This is a genomic window from Paenibacillus sp. B2(2019) (assembly GCF_008370385.1).
Taxonomy (GTDB): Bacteria; Bacillota; Bacilli; order Paenibacillales; family Paenibacillaceae; genus Paenibacillus_AQ.
Genome location: NZ_VTZR01000015.1, coordinates 13,800 through 31,439, shown reverse-complemented (window position 1 = coordinate 31,439; position 17,640 = coordinate 13,800). Strand labels below are relative to the sequence as shown.

Below are 17,640 nucleotides of genomic sequence, written 5' to 3'. Positions count from 1 at the left end.
TTTATCTTCTCCTTTTGGATGAAAAATTTGTTGCGACGGCAAGACGCCACCGCCATGTCACTATCGTACTTGCTATGAATCCAGACAAGGGGAAATCGGTCCAGACACGACCGACCCAGGCCAAGTCATTGCTCGGAATCATAATTTCTAGTAAACCAGATGTCGCCCATGCGGCGAATAGGCCAAACGAGGACCCGGCCAATGCGAACACCCCTACCACAACCAAGTGAGGTGCACCGATGACCCATCGCATCTGGCCCACTCGGCTGCGCAACAAAAGGCCAATCATCAAGGCCATCAAGGCCGATGCAGCGCCGATTGTGGTCAATGCCCCTATTTGAAGCCCCCTATCGGAAGTAACCAATCCCCCGATACCTGCCATGATGGCAGGAGCAGCATAGGCCATTACAACTTCGCGCCATAGTACAAAAGTCTTTTTCTTGGAACCAACAGCCTTGATACCGTAAACATCATCTGTCTGATTCTGGTATTTCATCTGGTTCATTTAGTTGCTCCCTTCTTCTTTGAAATAGTTCAACGATTGCTTTCAGTGAGCTATAATTAGGCACCTAACTATATAAGAGTAAAAATAGGCTAGCTTCACTAGCCCATTCTACTCATTACTGATGTTTCCCTTTGGTTTCGAGACAAGTTCGCCCGTAAGTGCTGAGATGCCTTGTGTAACTCGGCCTAGCAAGTCGAGAAATACGCTGCGCTCATCAATACTGAGTAAGCCCACCATTGCTTCCAGCCGAGCGAAATGCTCAGGAGCCATTTCACGGAGCTTCTTCGCTCCTTCTTCCGTCAAAATGACCGATCTCTGACGGCCATCGTCTGAGCTTGATCGCCGAGAAACTAGGCCATCTCGTTCAAGAATGTCGATAAGACCAGTCACTGTAGCACGTGTAACCCCTAGATGCTCCGCTAATTGCGAAGGCAACTCTTCTCCTTCGTTATCTTCAAGATCTGCCAATAAACGATATCGCCCTGTTGATAAACCGAATCTAGAGAAATGAATTTCCGAGGCATGTCCAAGCTTGGCTCCCGCTGCCATTAGCCTAGACGCGACGAGTATAGCCTGTGCGTCTATGTCTAGGTTATAGCGATCAATCTGACGCTTGGATTGTACAAGCGAGGGAATAGCATCAATGTCATTTATTATTTTATTATTGTTGTTCATATATATAGTATGGCTCCTAATTACTTTTGTGTCAACACATTTTTATAACACATCAACACCTCGGCTTTTCCGAAAAAGCTGCTTCTCATTGATGCCACTACGATGACTGTTGGGAAAATGCGTTTGCCCTGGGCTCCTTATCACGATGAACGTGCAGGTATCAAACTTCATGTGGCCTTGCGGGCTGAAACAGTGCAACCTCTAAACGTCATGGAAACGATCGGATCCAGACATGACAGGCCGGTAAGTGAGCATTTAGAACATCCCGACTATATTATAGTAATGGATCGAGCTTACGAAAAGTTGGAGCGTTTGGATCGTTACAAAACAGACAAGCAATCCTTTGTTATTCGGCTTCGGGACTTTGAAGATAGAGAAATACGCGTTGTTACGGATTTGATGCAAGTAACACCAGAACAAATCGCTCAAATCTATAAAGCTCACTAGCAGATTGAAGTGTTCTTTCGCTGGATCAAACAACATTTGAATATTCCTAAGTTATTTGGCACGACAGAAAACGCAGTATATGGCAAACTATTTGTGGCTTTAATGGTCTATGTGCTGTTTAAATGGCTTTTTGATTCGGCCAAGCATGCGTTACCTCGCCACGCTATTACGCATATTCTGGATGCGCTTTGTGCTTGAGGAGAGCGATACATTGAGAATAATTACCCGGATAAAACAGCTGTATTATTGTGCTCAGATGAATTAGATTATGAGATCAGCCAAAAGTACCCGGTTAAGATTTAGCCAATTTAATGATATCCTTGCTCTCCAGAATAGATTTATCATATCCTTTTGTAACAGTATGAATCATTGCAATACCAAGCTCCTTTAAAGACACAGTAAAGTTTGGAAATAGTCTTCTTAGAATAGGATATAGCCACATCAATGCATAATAAGATTTATGCGTATTTTTTAATCCCTTTATTGGATGGATGTAGGCAGGGCGAAACATGTACGCTTTTTTGAAAGGCAGCTGCATGAGGTGATTTTCTGTCTTGCCCTCCACTCTTGCCCACATCCTTTTTCCTAATTCTGTACTATCCGTTCCCATTCCGGAAACATAGCAGAATACCATATCTGGATTCAAGCTTGAAAGTATGCCTGCCACATGCATTGTAAGATCATACGAGAAGCGCGCGAACTCTGCCTCCTTCAAACCAACAGAGCTTACACCCAAACAAAAGTAGCATGCATTATAGTTACTTAATTGAGACTTTATTGCAGATAAATCAAAAAAATCTTTGTGGATGATTTCAGTTAATTTGGGATGTGAAACGCCGCATGGTTTGCGGTTAATCACTAAAACGTGTTCCACATCAGGATGCTGCAGGCATTCATGTAATACACCCTCGCCAACCATCCCCGTAACTCCTGTAATTATCGCTCTTATTTTCACGATGGATCCCTCCTTTTTCTCAATTAAATTGTTATTAACCTATTCGTCTGTCCATAGTGAAGCTTGGCTCCCGCTGCCATTAGCCTAGACGCGACGAGTTTAGCCTGTGCGTCTATGTCTAGGTTATAGCGATCAATCTGACGCTTGGATTGTAGAAGCGAGGGAATAGAGTCAATGTCATTTATTATTGTTGTTCATATATAGTATGGTCCCTAACTACTTTTGTGTCAACACATTGTTATAACACATCAACACCCCGCCTTTCTTCATATCTGGAACTGTATTCCTCCTCGGTTACATTCATGAAGTACGTTTCGATTCCTTCAATCCTCTAAAATTTGCAGATTCTTAGCTGTCCAACGCTGAGAATCAACTATACTCGGGAACTCGAATAGGTCGAATGCAACTTTTTGACCCTCTTTAAGAAACCGAAAGCCGTTCGGTAACCTAATAGGGTCTGGTAGTATTTCGCTAAAGTGAACAAAAACATGGTTACCGTCCTGCCCGTCTAGCATTATCCGTCCGTAACCTTTATCTTCTTTGAACCATTTGACCATTCCACATCTTCTTTCCGCCATTTAAGCACCTCCTCTGTCACTTTATTAAGTATCATGGAGATTGAGCTTTTTTTCCCCGCTTCCGACGCATAAAAAACAGATGCCGTTCTTAATGTGAAGGTGAGGACTTGGCCATGACTTTGACAAAACGTAAGATATTGCAGGGGTACAGCCTTGAAGCACAAGTCGAAGAAGTTAAGGCCAAATGTCGGCAGGAATCCAGGAAGTTTCCAGTAACGATGACGTACATCGGAGCTTCCGATGTGACGCCGTAAACATTTGTCAATTCCACTGTTGATTCACCGACTGGAATGTCCCGCGTCGTCTACGACATCACGAGCAAGCCGCCGGCGACGATCGAATGGGAGTAATGGAAGAAACTCCGAAAACCCATTACATTCAAGGGTTCTCGGAGTTCTTTTTTTAGAGTTCAACCCTGCGTAGGGCTGGTCTTCATTTCATAGATTTTTTGGAGCGTATGGACACGCTTCGTCTTCTCGTCATCGTCCTCTGTGTGGAGATACCACTCCACAAGCCTGTAACCGAATATGAGAAGGATCAAGCTCGTAGACGCAATGATCAGCGATAGGGGATACATCCGCATACTCCGAAAAGCCTTTGTAATACGCGGGGACACATCGCTGGTAGTATTCGACCATGTGATCGATATCCGCTTCATCCGCAATCAAGCTTGCGAGATCCTCGCCCAGGTAGCCCCATCCGCATGTATCCCAGTCGATGAGCGCGATTTTCCCGTCGGCATAGATCAGGTTAGTCACCCAGAAGTCCCGGTGGCATAGCACGAGGGGCAATTTTTCGATGCGGGCGAGTATCTCGTCTACGTGCTCATCGATGTCGATGAGCATTTGCCGCACGTGCTACGGGAATTCGCAGTCCTCCGAGCGTGTATAATCGTAAACGACCGGCCATGACCGGTAATGCAGATACGTATTCTTCATGAGATCCGCATGGCTCAGGTTGGTCAGGCTCTGCAGCACAGCGGGCTGTTCCGCATACAGCTTGCCTTGATAACGTCCCAACTCCAGCGCGGCCTGTTCATACATGTCACCGGTCAAGTCTAAACCGGTTACGCCATCGATATATTCCAGCCACAACTTGAATTCATTTTCTTCGGCATTGATCTCGGCGTGATAACATGTCGGCCAGCGGAAGGTATCCGAGAACGTCATTCCCAAGTCAGACATATAGAGATCATATTCCCGGCGCCAGGAATCCGGATCGTTGTAACGTTCCCATTTCTTTTGAATTTTCAGCACGATACGGTACGGCATTTTTTCACCATCCGCGGTTTCGGCGATCCCGTTTACCAGGTGCACATTTCCCACAGTTCCGCCCTGTAACGGCATGGTTTGGCAGTCAGCCAAGATAATATCCTTCTTGAATTGTCGGCTTTAGGCATAGATCAGCGTTTCAAATTTAATATTCATTTCTTCCATCCTCCGTTTTTCTTCGTTTGCTTGCTTGACATAGCTATCGTTTTGTTTCGAGCCCTCTTATCGATTAGGTAGCTTGTTTTATCCTGGACATACTTGTGCTCATGCTGCTGGGCAACATAATGCTCCCACCGTTCACGCGGCAACGAACCGTCGGCAAGCGCGGCGAGAACGGCACAGCCCGGCTCGGCTTGATGGCGGCAATCTGCAAACCGGCATTGTGGGAACCATTCCTCCACATCGGTAAAGCTTGCGCGTATGCCTTCGCCGGCATCAAAAAGCCCAAGTTCACGCATTCCCGGCGTATCGATGACCATAGTACCGGACGGGAGCATGAACAGCTGACGGTGCGTTGTCGTATGCCGCCCCCGGCTGTCAACCTCCCGGATCGCCTGAACCCTCATTACGTCCTGTTCTATCAACGCATTGAGCAGAGACGATTTGCCGACGCCAGACATACCGAGAAAGACGACTGTTTTACCAGGCATCAAGTAGGGAGCGAGTTCGTTCAGCCCCAGGCCGGTATGACTGCAAATCGCATGAACTGGCACATCAGGGATGCTTTGTGTAACTTCTGCGAGCGGGAGATTATAATCTTCAACGAGATCAGCCTTGGTCAGAATGACGACTGGCTGACTGCCGCTCTGCCTGACTTGTGTCAGGTACCGCATGATGCGGGTAACGTTGAAATTCCAATTCAGAGAAGAAAGGATAAACACATAATCAAAGTTGGTTGCGACGACCTGTTCCAGCACGGTTTTGGCATAGCCTGCGGCATGCCCTGAGTAATCCGCGCGTGAGAACTTGGAGCGGCGGGGCAGTACCGTAACGATGAGCGAATCTCCGCTTTCGTTGTAGTGCAGCAAGACGGAATCACCGACGCACGGAAAATCTACGCGTGTTTCCACGCTGTGATAGAACGCTCCTTTGAGCACCGCCGTTACTTCGCCGCGCTCGGTCATGACCGTGAAGCGCTCGCGCCGAAGCTCCGTCACCCTGCCGGGCAATGATCCGTCGGGAATTGCTTCTATTTCTGTGTAGCCATAGGTTTTCAAATCCATCATGTTTTTTTTGTTAGCTCCTTCAATGTTGTTTTTTGGACGCAAAAATGCCGCGTGACAGCAGCCTCTAAAAGAAGCTGCTGTCACGCGGCATCAGGACGCAAAAAAAGATACGACCTTCATCGTATTCTGCAAACAGCAATATTCACGAAAGGTTACTTTGGATGGCATACCAAATAACACGGGCGTTTTCCCGCTTTTTTCGCGTATGCCTTCTATTCAGTTTTAAGACCAAACCACCATATAAGTAGTTACCATTAAAACACATCTCCCTTCGTGTCAGGAACTTGCTTATCGCTAAGCTGTCTATAAAATAACCTATTTTGGAAAAAAATCAATGCCGGACAGCGCAGATTGTTTCGGCCTGCTCAATCGAGTCTGACGTTGATAAAGAACTCACGAGCATCAAAAGTCAGCGTGAGCGCTTCCTCAAGTTGTTTGAAGGAAACGGCGTCGATGACGACCTGTTCGTCGAACTACTCTGCGAGTTGAAAGACCGTCATGAGCGGCTGTTGTCCCGGAGGAACGAGGTCGAGCGCAAACTGGAGGACAGCATGGCGGAGTCCATTCCCCTTCCGTAAGTCAGGCAAGCGTTGACACAGTTCCACAATCTGCTGAAGGAATCCCCGCCCGAGACGAAGAAGACGCTGCTCCACACCGTGGTCAAGCAGATTCACATGAAAGACCGAAAAAAAGAGCTCGAGTTCGACCCGACCATCCAAAAGCATTTTTTTGAACTGGCCCCTTCCGCCAAAACGGCGGAGGGGGACTCATCATTTTGTGACCCCAAAAAGCTCGCAGAAGCCCGTTTACGCCGATTTCGCCACCAAGCGTGCCCCTTCCTGAAGCCATGTCCGGCAAAGCGCCCTTCCAAACGTGCTGCGAGCTTTTCTCCAAAAAACTTGCCCCTACTTATGGTACGGTTCACCGTAACGTATCTAAACACAAAGTGAAGTTTGACCATAAAATATACATCAGTATATAAAGGAGAAACCACTCCCAATGATGGAATGGTGTCTGACAAGAGATCTTCAGATGAATTACATCTTCCTCCATCAAAAACTTAGGAATTCGCTTATCCATTTTGGGTTCACGTAGTTTGAGCGAAGGGTTGGTAGGTAAATAGGTTTCTTCATATGCAAAACTGAATAGGGAGCGCACAAAACGGATGCGGTGCTCTAGGCTACTTGGCTTTAGTCGGTCTGACTGCTTAGCTAGGTATTCCTTCAGCAGATTCAGAGTTACCTCGGAAATAACTATATCCCCAAGATATATAACCAGCATCCGGAGCTGCAGAGCATATGCTTTCAATGTATTTGAACTAAACCCCTCGAGTCGCTTGTCCGCTTCATAATAACGCCAAAGTTCGCTTAAAATTATAATAAAACCTCCTACTAGAGCAATTAATTCTAGTTTGCTTCTAATAGAAGGTTTTAGACTATTGATTCAACTAGCATTTCCCTTTAGCTGTATCAATGTAATAATTATCCTTTTGTTTAAGCCAATTTATGATGATGTTTTTAAATGTTAATGTTGGCAACTCGCAATAGGCTCTACTATCAGAATATGGGTCGATAATCTTCACAGATGTATTATTTAGCTGGATTACAAAGTATTTTACATCGCCGAGAGTTGAATTTTCTACCTTCCCATTTAGAACTTCGTTTATTGAGTCGATTAGCCAGACACCATTTTCATCTTTATCTTGAAGATTTGTCCCAATAAATGCTTCTAACAAATAATAACCTGCGGGCAAAGAAATAACGGGAACACCGTTTAAGTCAATAAGTTCAACCCTCATAGTCACACCTCTTATTCATGCACTACTTTCTTCAATAGTTCAACATTGATTTCGAACTATCCTGCATATTAGTTGAACAAAAGCAGTCGATTCACTGATCGGCTGCCTTTATGCCGTAATTGAGCTATCGTGTCCCGTTAGCGTAATGACTTTCCATATTTTTTTCCAATTATCACTCCACTCTTTATAACTTAATCCTGTTACTTCCTCCAAGGTTTTACCATCCAGTGAATAACATCCTCCGTCGCTATCGTTATCAGGAAATGAATAGCCACCGATAACTTCACTCTTGGAAAGCATGATATAAACATTTATTTTCGATTTATATATCTTTTCCAATGGATGGTTTTGAACTGTGTAGCCATATATTTTTATGACTTTCCCAAAATATTTTTCTGGTTCTACCTTTTGAACGCCCCAAGCCTGTTGAAAAGGTATTGATTCTGTACTTTCGAAAAGTTCGCTCTTTTCTAAAGTATAGCTATAAACTTCGCCTTTGTAGGTGATATCTTTATAACCTTGAGCCATAACGTATTGTTCGGCTATTTTTTCATCACCTGTGACTTCATTGTTACATCCAACAAGAATTAATAACATCAAACCAATCAAAATACCGAAATTTAAATATCTCAATTTAAACGTCCCCCAACATGGAGAAATCCTCCTAATATCTAGACGGAATCGAAGTAAATGAAGTTGCGTTAAACTGCCCAATAGTTGAACAACAAGAGGAGCAGCTGCCGCGGCACTCTGCTCCACTATCGTGTCCCGTTAGTTGAATAGTCGAAAGTATTAATTATTCAATCTTTAACTTATATATAGGTTGCTGGTAAGTATTTTCTTGGTTTTGGCTTATAAACCCCGCCTTCTCATATAAATCAATAGCTTTCTCGTTTTCTTTTTCTACTGTTAAAGATATAACCTTACATTTACGGTGTTTTTCTTTTATATATTCAATAATTTTATTTAGAGCCTGTTTTCCGTACCCTTTACCTTGAAGTTCCTTATCAATCTGAAATCCACCAATCCAATAATTTTCCTCACTGTTTGGTGTATAGCTAATATAAAACGCACCAATAATTCTATTGTTTTCATATAAAACGTAAGGGTCCAAAGCCTCATCCCAAGGTTTTATATAAGCAAACGCAAGTGATTCTGCAATATTTGGAACAAAAGATTTTTGGCTTTCGTGTACTGATAGTTCAAATGCTTCTTCCCAATTGTTCTTTGTGATTTCTTTAATACAAATATCATACATTTACTTTCGTCCCCCAATACTTCAAATAATTATATTTTACAACATGAATCAAAATTCTCTTAAACTAAACTGAGTCGTTCCAAAATTAAAATAGGCAACCAAATCTGATCGCCTTATTAAAGACTATACATTTACATTGTAATTAAGCTGAAGCTCATCACCAGGTAATCCCCTAATTCCCCAATTTGATTTAAGAGTCTCGATGATTGTTATTTCAATATCTTGTGGGGAAATTCTTAGTTCTTGTTGGATGTGTTCAAAAAGCGACCGTATCAAATGTTTTTTCGATTCCACCGAACGCCCTTCAAATATACTTAGTTCAATTATGGTATATGCTTCTGTACGTTCGGGGGCATAATGAAAATCTTCCCTATCCATTGGAAAAAAACGATGGAATTTTTTATCGGCGGGTAATTTAAATGCTTCAACTACACATGTATGAATTACCTCCGAAAACCTTTCCTTTATTGGGTTTAAATTTTCCTTCAAACCAAAAATTTTCACTTGAGCCATGCTCCTCATCTCACCTTTCTCTTCTCAACTTTTCTCGACTATTTTCGGGTACAACCAAATTATAACAGTTACTTTCAGACTATAAAACCCGTCTGCCCGTTAGCGTAATAAAGGCTACCGATTAAATTAATCGGCAGCACAGCTGGTGTTTATTGTGCTATCGTGTCCCGTTAGCCATACATGCAGCGCAAGCGCCGCACCACAGATGATGAAAATATATGTATCTGTTAATACTGCTATTATGGCTGGGAGAGGAAGGTCGATAAGCTATGGTGCCTACGAGCCCATCCGTTAGTCTGACTCCAACGATCACGGTGCATCACAGATTGTCGCTCCCTTTCGGGAAGCACTCATGGGAGATTAATCCTACTCTGATTGTTGCACCAGCCTCTTACCTAATTTAGCCGTAGAGAGGATACTTTAGAGTGGAAATCGTAGTTGAACGGGCATGTGGTATGGATATTCATAAGAATAACATTACCGCATGTATTCTAATGTCTAATGGAAAGGAGATTCAAACGTTTCCGACTAAAACAGTGTTTCTTTTACAATTAATTGACTGGATTAAACAACATGAATGCACTCACGTCGCTATGGAAAGTACAGGTGTATTTTGGAAGCCTATTGTAAATTTACTTGAAGCTGAAGGCGTTGAATTTTTAGTGGTGAATGCCCAGCATATGAAAGCTTTGCCTGGACGTAAAACAGATGTCAAAGACTCCGAATGGATTGCAAAGCTTCTTCGTCATGGGTTACTTAAAGCAAGTTTCATTCCAGATCGAAATCAACGGGAGCTTCGAGAACTTGTTCGTTACCGTCGGAGTATTATCGAAGAACGAGCTAGACAACATAATCGAATTCAAAAAGTGTTAGAAGGAGCCAATATTAAGCTCAGCTCTGTTGTCTCTGATATTATGGGTGTCTCCTCTCGTGATATGCTTCATGCTATTGCTGATGGTGAGGATGATCCTGAGAAACTAGAGAACTTTGCTAGACGCACCATGAAACGAAAGAAGAATGAACTTGAACTTGCTTTACACGGCTATGTAAACCCTCATCAACGCTTGATGATTAAGACTATTTTAACTCACATTGATTTTTTTAAGTGAACAAATCACAGTACTAGACCAGGAAGTCGCTACGAGGGTTGTTCCATTTTCTGACGATGTCGAACGTTTAGATTCAATTCCTGGAATAGCTACTCGAATGGCAGAACAAATCTTAGCCGAAATTGGGGCCAACATTAAGAAGCAGTTTCCAAGTGCTGCGCATTTATGCTCATGGACTGGACTTGTGCCTGGGCATAACGAAAGTGCAGGAAAAAGAAAATCTGCTAAATCTAAAAACGGAAACAAATATTTGAAGTCCGCCTTAGTTGAAGCAGCCCATTCCGTAGCAGCCTCAAAGAACTATCTTGGTGCCATGTACAGACGAACAGCGGCAAGAAAAGGAAGAAAAAGGGCTGCAATCTCTGTCGCGCATGCTATGTTGAGAATAGCCTACTATTTGTTGACTCGTGAAGAAATGTATGTGGATCTAGGCGAAGATTACTTTGACAAGCAGAAGCAACAATCTATTGTGAAATACGCAGTTCGAAGACTAGAAAACTTAGGCTATTCTGTAACTATTGCAGAAGTCTCCTAATTCATTAAGACACTCATATTCTTATTTCGGATGCTGTGACATTCAAAAAAATGAATGGACTGCGTCTTATTTACTTTGCTTTTTTACAGTTACTGCAGATTTAATTTTCATGGGAGTTTAATAATAAAAGGAGCTACCCTATAGGAAGCTCCTCCACTATCGTTTCATGATTGTTTAATAATCTAGATTTCTGCACGCCGTGACCGTTTATCTAATGTCCATGAGCAAGGATGTTGATAAGTTTGCCAAATGGGTCGCGGACATAGAATCGCCGAACACCCCAAGGCTCATCAACAGGTCCATATTCTATCGTATATCCAGCACTCTTCATACGTTCAAACACAGCATCGACATCATCAACTTCAATCGATAGATCAGGAGTAGGCGTATTGGAGCCGCCCTGTGATGCGAAGCTTATTTGAATGTTCTCCTTCCCCAGTAAGCCGTATGTTTCAATCCAACCATGATCCATCAATAAATCAAGCTCGAGCACGTCCTGGTAAAAGCTTTTTGCTGCCGAAACATTCTGCGTTTTAATATTTGTGATAATTCGTTTTACACTCATTCTCAGACCTCAATTCTAATGGTATACTTTTTTAATTTTATTCAATGATCCTGTCCGTGAGCGGAATATCCGATTTTTATATCCAATCTTCGAAATGATCTGTTACAAACCGAATCTCACTCTCATAGTGGGCCAAGTGTCCCTCATCAACCATTTTCTGAAAGGCAGGATTCCCATCACCAGCACCATTTCTCAATGTATCACACAGTACTATCAAACGTTGTATAATCCACTGTCGCAGATTATTTGGGACGGGAATTCCATAAGCTTCAAAAAACAAATGAATTCGCCGACGTCGCTCTACGTCATGTATTTCACATTGGTATGCTACTATGGTTCCAGAAGTATGGTCAGGTGCAAAACTCGCAAGTGGAACAGATGTGTAAAGGGTGTACGCAATGTCCCACATACGCGGACCTGGACCTGCCATGTCGAAATCAATGAGCGCCACAGGAGCCTCCTTTTGAAAGACAACATTATACAACGCTGCGTCATTATGACAGATCACTTCATGTTCGGCATCATCGGCATAGCTAAGCTGCCATCTGTCCTCCATATTGGGCCTGAACACTGTAGTCACATCATGGAAACGACGTATAAGGTGTGCCAGACCCACAAGCGTTTCGTCCGTCCACATATACGGTTCAAGGTTTGGATAATTATTCCCTGGAACTTCTCCAGAAATAAATGTCAATATTTCACGACCAGAATCATCGATTCCGAGGAATTTTGGTGCTCCCTCATAGCCCTGTTGTTCCAAATGTTTGAGTAGTTCATGAACATTCGGACTCCAATAACCTATAGGGCGGCGAACAGTGTTCGCCATACGGACTATATGATTTACATTACCGCCTTTTAACACTTCTTCCTTAGGCATTAGGTTCATTCCTTTTCTATTCAGTGCATTACCTATTGCAGATTATTGACCTGTTAGCGATGAAAACTCCCTCTCTAATAATAACAATATTTACAAGTTATTGTTTAGAAAGAACAATTATAACTATACTGTCCTTTAAGATCATTGCTGGCATTTGCTCATCTTATATAAATAAATCCATTTTAGAATCTAGATTAGAATTATTTGCTATAATGTTCTCATGAAAAATAATACTATCCTAAACAAATTAGCAATCATTCTACTTTTTATCAGCATTCTCTTTGGCCTACGCTGCATTTGGTTCAGCATATTTAAGATTTCCAACAATGTACCTATGATTAGCAACGGTGTACTGGATTTACGTGGCCAGGATCTGGAGAAAGCTAACTTATTCAGGCTAGATGGTGAATGGATCTTCTATCCTTCGCAATTTGTTTCATCCAAGACTTCCACTATCCCAAAGCAATCCCAAGCGCTTCAAGTTCCTGGGAAATGGAGCCACGCTATCGGAACTGATCAGACAACTTCATATGGATACGGGACTTACCGTCTGCGTATTTTGGTAGAACCGCTTCAGGAGCCTATCTCGTTCTGGATCAAACAAATTTATTCCGCCTCCAGTGTGGAAATTAACGGTACCCCTATTCTCAATAATGGGACAGTTTCTCTCGATGCCAATACATATGCACCAAAAACCACCTCATTTACAGCATCATATTTTTCGGAAAATATGACAGAAATAGATGTGCTTATTCAGGTAGCAAACTTTGATCACCCCTATAAAGGCGGTATTAGTGGGCCTATTTTCTTTGGCTCTCAGGAAGTGGTTAACCGGACAAATTTTTATACCGTTGGATTTCAAATGCTTACTGCAATCATCCTGCTACTACATGGGCTGTATGCCTGTATTCTGTATTTATTTAATCCTAAAGAACGTGCCCTGTTTCTTGTAGGGCTAATGACATTATCTGTAGCCGTAATCCTTTTAGCCCGAAATGACAATTTAGTTCTAGCATTACTGCCGATTAATTACACTTGGTCATTAAAAATCCGTTTAATCGCCTTCTTATGGCAGAACCTTTTTATTCTGCTTGTTTTCAGGAAATTCACCTCAGGTGCCGAAGTCAACAAGTGGTTACGTGCTTACACGTGGTGTCTTTTCCTTTATACCTTATTTATATTTATCGTTCCTGCTTATTTGGTCAGTACATCGATTCACTGGGGAATCATTCAAGTGTTTCAGTATATCCCCTTCATCTGGTTAATATATAGCTTGGGGCGCTTATTGTTCAAAAGGCAAGATGAAAAAGATGTTGTTTTTCTACTGATATCAGGTGCGGCCATCATCTCTAATTTGTTATGGAATTTGTGGGATAATAACGGCCATTATTCAATTGTCTACTATCCTGTGGATATTATTGCCGCCATCGTTGGCTTCTCAGCTTATTGGTTTAAAAAGTATTTTCAGAATGCCAAAGAGAACATGGAGCTAAATGAACAGCTGAAAAAAGCGGACAAACTCAAGGATCAGTTTCTCGCCAATACTTCTCACGAGCTGCGAACACCAGTTCATGGAATTATGAATATCGCGCAAAATATAATAACGAAGGAAAAGGATAGACTCTACGAGAGTAGCCGGCAAGATATGGAGTTACTGATTACTATCAGCCGCCGTATGTCCCATATGCTTGGTGATCTACTGGATGTAGTACGTCTTCAAGAGCATCGCGTTATTTTGCATCAGGAGCCTATTTTGGTTCAATCGGTGGTTCCCGGAGTCATCAATATGCTTCAATATATGATTGAAGGCAAACCGGTACGGCTATCCATGAACATACCAGAATCTATGCCTCCTATTCTTGCGGATGAGAAACGACTAGTACAAGTATTATTAAATCTAGTGCACAACGCGCTCAAATACACCGAGCAAGGACTTGTTTCTGTTTCAGCTGAGGAAAAAGACGCTCATGTCTTTATATATGTAACAGATACCGGAGTAGGCATGACCGAAGAGACCCTGGCGCGGGTATTCCTCCCCTATGAGCAAGGCCCTCACGGAATAAATGACGGGCGTGGAATTGGACTGGGACTAAGCATTAGTAGGCAGTTGGTAGAACTACATGGTGGCAGCTTGAGCATACATTCTGAACTCGGCAAAGGTTCAACTTTCAGTTTTGCACTCCCCCTTGCTGATTCCTATAGCGAACAGATAGTAAGAGAGGTTGCACCTATAACAACGTATACACCAGATGAGATTTATAAGCAGATGGCTGAATGGGGGATTTCCGAACAAACTAATCAACACACTGACAAAATCCCGCCACTCTTTACAGATGCGAAGGTGAATCTCTTGGTGGTAGATGATGACCCTGTTAATCTGAATGTACTAAAGGGCATACTCGAAAACGAACCTTATCTCATTACGACAGTGAACTCAGCGCAAGAGGCACTGGATTGGCTAGATAAAAAGAGTTGGGATTTACTGATTAGTGATGTAATGATGCCGCATATGTCAGGATATGAATTAACGCAAAGGGTTCGCGCTCGTTATTCCCTATATGAGCTTCCAGTACTATTGCTGACTGCCCGCAGTCAACCTGAGGATATTTACACTGGATTCTACTCCGGCGCAAATGATTATGTTACCAAACCGGTGGATGCAGTTGAACTCAAATATCGCATTCGAGCATTAACAGCGATGAAAATTTCTTTTAATGAACGGGTGCGTATTGAAGCGGCTTATCTACAGGCACAGATTCAACCCCATTTCTTGTTCAATACATTGAACTCTATTGCGGCACTCAGTGATATGGATACTAAAAAGATGCAAGAGCTCATCACTGCATTTACTTCCTTTTTGCGAATCAGCTTTGACTTTTTAAATATCGGAGAACTCGTGAACCTTTCTCATGAACTAGAGCTGGTAGAATCTTATTTGTATATTGAACAAACACGATTTGCAGAACGAATTTCCGTTGTTTGGGAGGTAGATCCAGACATTAATATCCTGTTACCCCCTCTATCCATCCAACCCTTGGTAGAAAATGCTATTAAGCATGGTCTGCTCAAGCGTCAACAGGGGGGTACCGTTTATATTCGGATCACACGTCTAGACAATGCTGTAAAGATCGAAGTGGAGGATAATGGGCAAGGTATGGATCATAGAACGCTCGCGTTGTTGCTGGAACCGACCATGAAAGCTAAAAGTGGCATCGGACTGGCTAACACCCATCGAAGACTGATGCAATTGTATGGTCAGGGTCTTTTTATTCAAAGTAAACAAGATGAAGGTACTTTGGTATCCTTTGTTATACCGGAGGACAGTGAATGATATATCAAATAAAAAAAGCCATTCCATAAGGAGTGGCTTTTTTTGTATCGATACTACATTTAGAAAATAGTAGGTACCATGCCCCCATCCATACGGATCGGAGAACCTTTAAATGCAGAGGCATAGGGACTGCTCAAAAATGCTGCTAGTCTACCTATTTCATTAGGTTTAATAAATCGCTGTATTTCAGATTGAGGTAAGTTTTTAGCCATGAAGTTTTTCTCTTTTTCTGAAAAGGTCAACGCTTCATCTGGGTACATTCCATCAATGATTTGGCGCACGTTTTCAGAGAGTGTTGGTCCTGGCATGATAGTATTGACGGTAACTTCTGTTCCGATTGTTAATTTAGATAAGCTTTTTGCTAATGATAATAGCATTGATTTTGTCATTGCATACTGTGGCATTTGAGCTGACGGCATTATTGCTTCTTCACTAGCGATAAAGATCACGCGACCAAAATTGTTTTCTAACATTTTTGGTAAATAAAATTTTGTTAATCCATTTGCAGCAAGAACATTCGTACGGATGTATTTTTCAAATATTTCATCATCAACGTCGTCATAGCTCATCAGTTCATAAATCCCCATATTATTAACTAAAATATCGATATGGGAGTGTTTTTCAAATAAAGCTTCTCTTTGCTCCATATCTACAATATCGGCTGTAGCATTCAGTGGAGAAGTTTCCGGAAATTTTGCTTTAATTTCATTTACTGTTTGTTCTACCTTTTCAAAATTACGTCCATTTATTAGTACATTAACGCCTTCGTTGGCAAGTTCAAAGGCGATAGCTTTACCAATACCTTTTGTAGATCCTGTAATTAAAGCTGTCTTATTGTTTAATCCCATATCCATATTTCATTTCTCCTTTAATCATGGCGAGTTAATTAGCAGTTTCTCAAGAACTGTACTGAGCATCGGCTAGTATTTATACTATCTTACCGGGATTATTCAGTAACTAGTGTCTTGCGCCAAACTTCTTGTTTAACACGCCAATTTGAAGGAGTATCTCCTTCCCAAAGTCGGAAGGCACGGTAGAACGAGTTCTGATCTTCATATCCGATCAAGAAAGCCACCTCTTTAACATCGAGGGAAGGATCTGCTAAATACGCTCGCGCCTCCTCATGTCTGGCTTGTGTCAGCAAATGCTTGAAGCTCGTATTTTCTTCAGTAAGCCTCCGCTGTAAGGTACGAGCACTCATCCTTAGCTCTTTAGCAACGGTTTGAATCTCGGGTTGGCCTCCGCTAAGGCTGCGTTTCATATTCCATTTGACCCTTTCAGTAATTGAGCGACTGCCGTGCTGTTCAGCAAGTGTCCGATCCAAAACGGGAGTCAGAATCTCTAGCAACTCTTCGTTATACGAGATAAAGGGAAGATCCAAGTCACTACGTCGTAGTGTTAAGCGGTTAGTCTCAGCACCGATCTGAATTCGACAGCCGAAATAAGCTTCAAGAACCTGTAAATTCCCTATGGGTTGTGAAAATTCTACAAACTGTGCTGTCAGAGGTATACCTGTTCCCCGCCGCCCAAGCTCCAGTAAAAACGCCAGTGTAAGGCCAAGCAGCAGCGGTGGACCGGAATACTCGGGAGGCTGCCAATTCAATTCGATTGTACACAACTCTCCCTCTTCGATGATATGCAAGCTTTCTGGAGGGCACATTCGTTTATAGCGCACCATTCGGTTTAGAGCGTCGCGATAATCTTTAGCATGATAAGTGGCTAAGACGGTCGGCGGATATTGTGTGGTTTCAAAAACGGTTGCTAGCTTGATGATTCCCTCAGCAGTGTCTCCAACGAGATCCGAATATGCCTGCCAAATAGCGAAATATTGGGTTGTGGTGACTGCTGACTCCGTGATAAGGCTCAGGGGAAGACTTGCTTTACTGGCTATATCTTGAGCGGTTATCCCTAATTGAATTAATCCAGCCCAAAATCCGGGAGGGATTTTAATGGAGTCAGAAGTATGAGTCTGCATCTATGTGGACCTCCTTTAGCAT

General features: G+C 42.6%; 18 protein-coding genes and 4 pseudogenes. 6 read left to right on the top strand and 16 right to left on the bottom strand.

Features of this window, described 5'->3' with window-relative positions; all coding sequences use genetic code 11:
• Window position 1: 1 nt before the first annotated feature.
• Both PAENI_RS13390 and PAENI_RS13385 read right to left on the bottom strand, forming a co-directional pair.
• Window positions 2-505: a hypothetical protein gene (locus tag PAENI_RS13390; RefSeq protein WP_188114554.1), complete on the bottom strand. Its 504-nt coding sequence runs from the start codon at window positions 503-505 to the stop codon at window positions 2-4.
• A 108-nt stretch (window positions 506-613) separates the two neighbouring features.
• A complete protein-coding gene (locus PAENI_RS13385) occupies window positions 614-1,180 on the bottom strand; it encodes a MarR family winged helix-turn-helix transcriptional regulator (protein ID WP_149645603.1) in 567 nt (188 codons plus the stop codon).
• Window positions 1,181-1,231: 51 nt separating this feature from the next.
• Here PAENI_RS13385 and PAENI_RS13380 point away from each other — a divergent pair, with 51 nt between their 5' ends.
• Complete coding sequence (locus tag PAENI_RS13380) at window positions 1,232-1,627, top strand: transposase (RefSeq protein ID WP_316502821.1); 396 nt, start codon at window positions 1,232-1,234, stop codon at window positions 1,625-1,627.
• Between the two features lie 292 nt (window positions 1,628-1,919).
• Here the strand turns inward: PAENI_RS13380 and PAENI_RS13375 are convergent, their stop codons facing one another.
• The 3 genes and pseudogenes from PAENI_RS13375 to PAENI_RS13365 form a co-directional block, all read right to left on the bottom strand.
• A complete protein-coding gene (locus PAENI_RS13375) occupies window positions 1,920-2,582 on the bottom strand; it encodes an NAD-dependent epimerase/dehydratase family protein (protein WP_076286956.1) in 663 nt (220 codons plus the stop codon).
• A 59-nt stretch (window positions 2,583-2,641) separates the two neighbouring features.
• Window positions 2,642-2,770: pseudogene (locus tag PAENI_RS32605) on the bottom strand (MarR family transcriptional regulator); the annotation flags it as partial.
• A gap of 135 nt (window positions 2,771-2,905) precedes the next feature.
• Window positions 2,906-3,160: a cold-shock protein gene (locus PAENI_RS13365; protein WP_076301118.1), complete on the bottom strand. Its 255-nt coding sequence runs from the start codon at window positions 3,158-3,160 to the stop codon at window positions 2,906-2,908.
• Window positions 3,161-3,273: 113 nt separating this feature from the next.
• Between PAENI_RS13365 and PAENI_RS31820 the strand changes: the two genes are divergently transcribed.
• Together PAENI_RS31820 and PAENI_RS33045 are read left to right on the top strand one after the other, a co-directional pair.
• Entirely contained in the window at window positions 3,274-3,414 is a 141-nt protein-coding gene (locus PAENI_RS31820; protein WP_179085873.1) for a hypothetical protein, read from the top strand.
• Between the two features lie 27 nt (window positions 3,415-3,441).
• Window positions 3,442-3,510 (top strand): annotated as a pseudogene (locus PAENI_RS33045) (GMP synthase (glutamine-hydrolyzing)); the annotation flags it as partial.
• A gap of 59 nt (window positions 3,511-3,569) precedes the next feature.
• Here the strand turns inward: PAENI_RS33045 and PAENI_RS13355 are convergent.
• Both PAENI_RS13355 and rsgA read right to left on the bottom strand, forming a co-directional pair.
• Window positions 3,570-4,530 (bottom strand): annotated as a pseudogene (locus PAENI_RS13355) (phosphotransferase).
• Window positions 4,531-4,583: 53 nt separating this feature from the next.
• On the bottom strand, window positions 4,584-5,657 hold the full coding sequence (gene rsgA, locus PAENI_RS13350; RefSeq protein WP_149645602.1) for a ribosome small subunit-dependent GTPase A: 1,074 nt from the start codon (window positions 5,655-5,657) through the stop codon (window positions 4,584-4,586).
• A gap of 320 nt (window positions 5,658-5,977) precedes the next feature.
• Between rsgA and PAENI_RS13345 the strand changes: the two genes are divergently transcribed.
• Window positions 5,978-6,235: a hypothetical protein gene (locus tag PAENI_RS13345; protein WP_149645601.1), complete on the top strand. Its 258-nt coding sequence runs from the start codon at window positions 5,978-5,980 to the stop codon at window positions 6,233-6,235.
• Window positions 6,236-6,578: 343 nt separating this feature from the next.
• Here the strand turns inward: PAENI_RS13345 and PAENI_RS13340 are convergent, their stop codons facing one another.
• The 5 genes from PAENI_RS13340 to PAENI_RS13320 form a co-directional block, all read right to left on the bottom strand.
• Entirely contained in the window at window positions 6,579-7,031 is a 453-nt protein-coding gene (locus PAENI_RS13340; protein WP_262495609.1) for a tyrosine-type recombinase/integrase, read from the bottom strand.
• A 73-nt stretch (window positions 7,032-7,104) separates the two neighbouring features.
• Window positions 7,105-7,455: a hypothetical protein gene (locus tag PAENI_RS13335; protein WP_149645600.1), complete on the bottom strand. Its 351-nt coding sequence runs from the start codon at window positions 7,453-7,455 to the stop codon at window positions 7,105-7,107.
• A 108-nt stretch (window positions 7,456-7,563) separates the two neighbouring features.
• Window positions 7,564-8,088 carry a DUF4830 domain-containing protein gene (locus tag PAENI_RS13330; protein ID WP_262495599.1) on the bottom strand — a complete coding sequence of 175 codons (525 nt, stop codon included), beginning with the start codon at window positions 8,086-8,088 and terminating at the stop codon, window positions 7,564-7,566.
• Between the two features lie 163 nt (window positions 8,089-8,251).
• On the bottom strand, window positions 8,252-8,713 hold the full coding sequence (locus PAENI_RS13325) for a GNAT family N-acetyltransferase (RefSeq protein ID WP_076286962.1): 462 nt from the start codon (window positions 8,711-8,713) through the stop codon (window positions 8,252-8,254).
• 123 nt (window positions 8,714-8,836) lie between these two features.
• Window positions 8,837-9,226, bottom strand: a complete 390-nt coding sequence (locus PAENI_RS13320; RefSeq protein ID WP_149645599.1) for a tautomerase family protein — start codon at window positions 9,224-9,226, stop codon at window positions 8,837-8,839.
• Window positions 9,227-9,651: 425 nt separating this feature from the next.
• Here PAENI_RS13320 and PAENI_RS13315 point away from each other — a divergent pair.
• Window positions 9,652-10,870, top strand: a pseudogene (locus tag PAENI_RS13315) (IS110 family RNA-guided transposase).
• 211 nt (window positions 10,871-11,081) lie between these two features.
• Here the strand turns inward: PAENI_RS13315 and PAENI_RS13310 are convergent.
• Together PAENI_RS13310 and PAENI_RS13305 are read right to left on the bottom strand one after the other, a co-directional pair.
• Complete coding sequence (locus tag PAENI_RS13310) at window positions 11,082-11,435, bottom strand: VOC family protein (RefSeq protein ID WP_149645598.1); 354 nt, start codon at window positions 11,433-11,435, stop codon at window positions 11,082-11,084.
• Window positions 11,436-11,511: 76 nt separating this feature from the next.
• Window positions 11,512-12,312, bottom strand: a complete 801-nt coding sequence (locus PAENI_RS13305; protein WP_149645597.1) for a phosphotransferase — start codon at window positions 12,310-12,312, stop codon at window positions 11,512-11,514.
• Window positions 12,313-12,646: 334 nt separating this feature from the next.
• On the opposite strand from PAENI_RS13305, the gene PAENI_RS13300 reads away from it, so the two are divergent.
• Entirely contained in the window at window positions 12,647-15,643 is a 2,997-nt protein-coding gene (locus tag PAENI_RS13300; RefSeq protein WP_262495598.1) for an ATP-binding protein, read from the top strand.
• 59 nt (window positions 15,644-15,702) lie between these two features.
• Here PAENI_RS13300 and PAENI_RS13295 read toward each other — a convergent pair whose 3' ends face one another.
• Window positions 15,703-16,497: an SDR family NAD(P)-dependent oxidoreductase gene (locus PAENI_RS13295; RefSeq protein WP_149645595.1), complete on the bottom strand. Its 795-nt coding sequence runs from the start codon at window positions 16,495-16,497 to the stop codon at window positions 15,703-15,705.
• 92 nt (window positions 16,498-16,589) lie between these two features.
• On the bottom strand, window positions 16,590-17,618 hold the full coding sequence (locus PAENI_RS13290; protein ID WP_149645594.1) for an AraC family transcriptional regulator: 1,029 nt from the start codon (window positions 17,616-17,618) through the stop codon (window positions 16,590-16,592).
• Between the last annotated feature and the right edge of the window lie 22 nt (window positions 17,619-17,640).

Bases quoted from the DNA above. Each gene is read 5' to 3' on its own strand.
- PAENI_RS13290 (WP_149645594.1), bottom strand. From the start codon at position 17,618: ATGCAGACTCATACTTCTGACTCCATTAAAATCCCTCCCGGATTTTGG.
- PAENI_RS13335 (WP_149645600.1), bottom strand. From the start codon at position 7,455: ATGAGGGTTGAACTTATTGACTTAAACGGTGTTCCCGTTATTTCTTTG.
- PAENI_RS13310 (WP_149645598.1), bottom strand. From the start codon at position 11,435: ATGAGTGTAAAACGAATTATCACAAATATTAAAACGCAGAATGTTTCG.
- PAENI_RS13305 (WP_149645597.1), bottom strand. From the start codon at position 12,312: ATGCCTAAGGAAGAAGTGTTAAAAGGCGGTAATGTAAATCATATAGTC.
- PAENI_RS13300 (WP_262495598.1), top strand. From the start codon at position 12,647: ATGATTAGCAACGGTGTACTGGATTTACGTGGCCAGGATCTGGAGAAA.
- PAENI_RS13385 (WP_149645603.1), bottom strand. From the start codon at position 1,180: ATGAACAACAATAATAAAATAATAAATGACATTGATGCTATTCCCTCG.
- PAENI_RS13325 (WP_076286962.1), bottom strand. From the start codon at position 8,713: ATGTATGATATTTGTATTAAAGAAATCACAAAGAACAATTGGGAAGAA.
- PAENI_RS13390 (WP_188114554.1), bottom strand. From the start codon at position 505: ATGAACCAGATGAAATACCAGAATCAGACAGATGATGTTTACGGTATC.
- PAENI_RS13295 (WP_149645595.1), bottom strand. From the start codon at position 16,497: ATGGATATGGGATTAAACAATAAGACAGCTTTAATTACAGGATCTACA.
- PAENI_RS13365 (WP_076301118.1), bottom strand. From the start codon at position 3,160: ATGGCGGAAAGAAGATGTGGAATGGTCAAATGGTTCAAAGAAGATAAA.
- rsgA (WP_149645602.1), bottom strand. From the start codon at position 5,657: ATGATGGATTTGAAAACCTATGGCTACACAGAAATAGAAGCAATTCCC.
- PAENI_RS13320 (WP_149645599.1), bottom strand. From the start codon at position 9,226: ATGGCTCAAGTGAAAATTTTTGGTTTGAAGGAAAATTTAAACCCAATA.
- PAENI_RS31820 (WP_179085873.1), top strand. From the start codon at position 3,274: ATGACTTTGACAAAACGTAAGATATTGCAGGGGTACAGCCTTGAAGCA.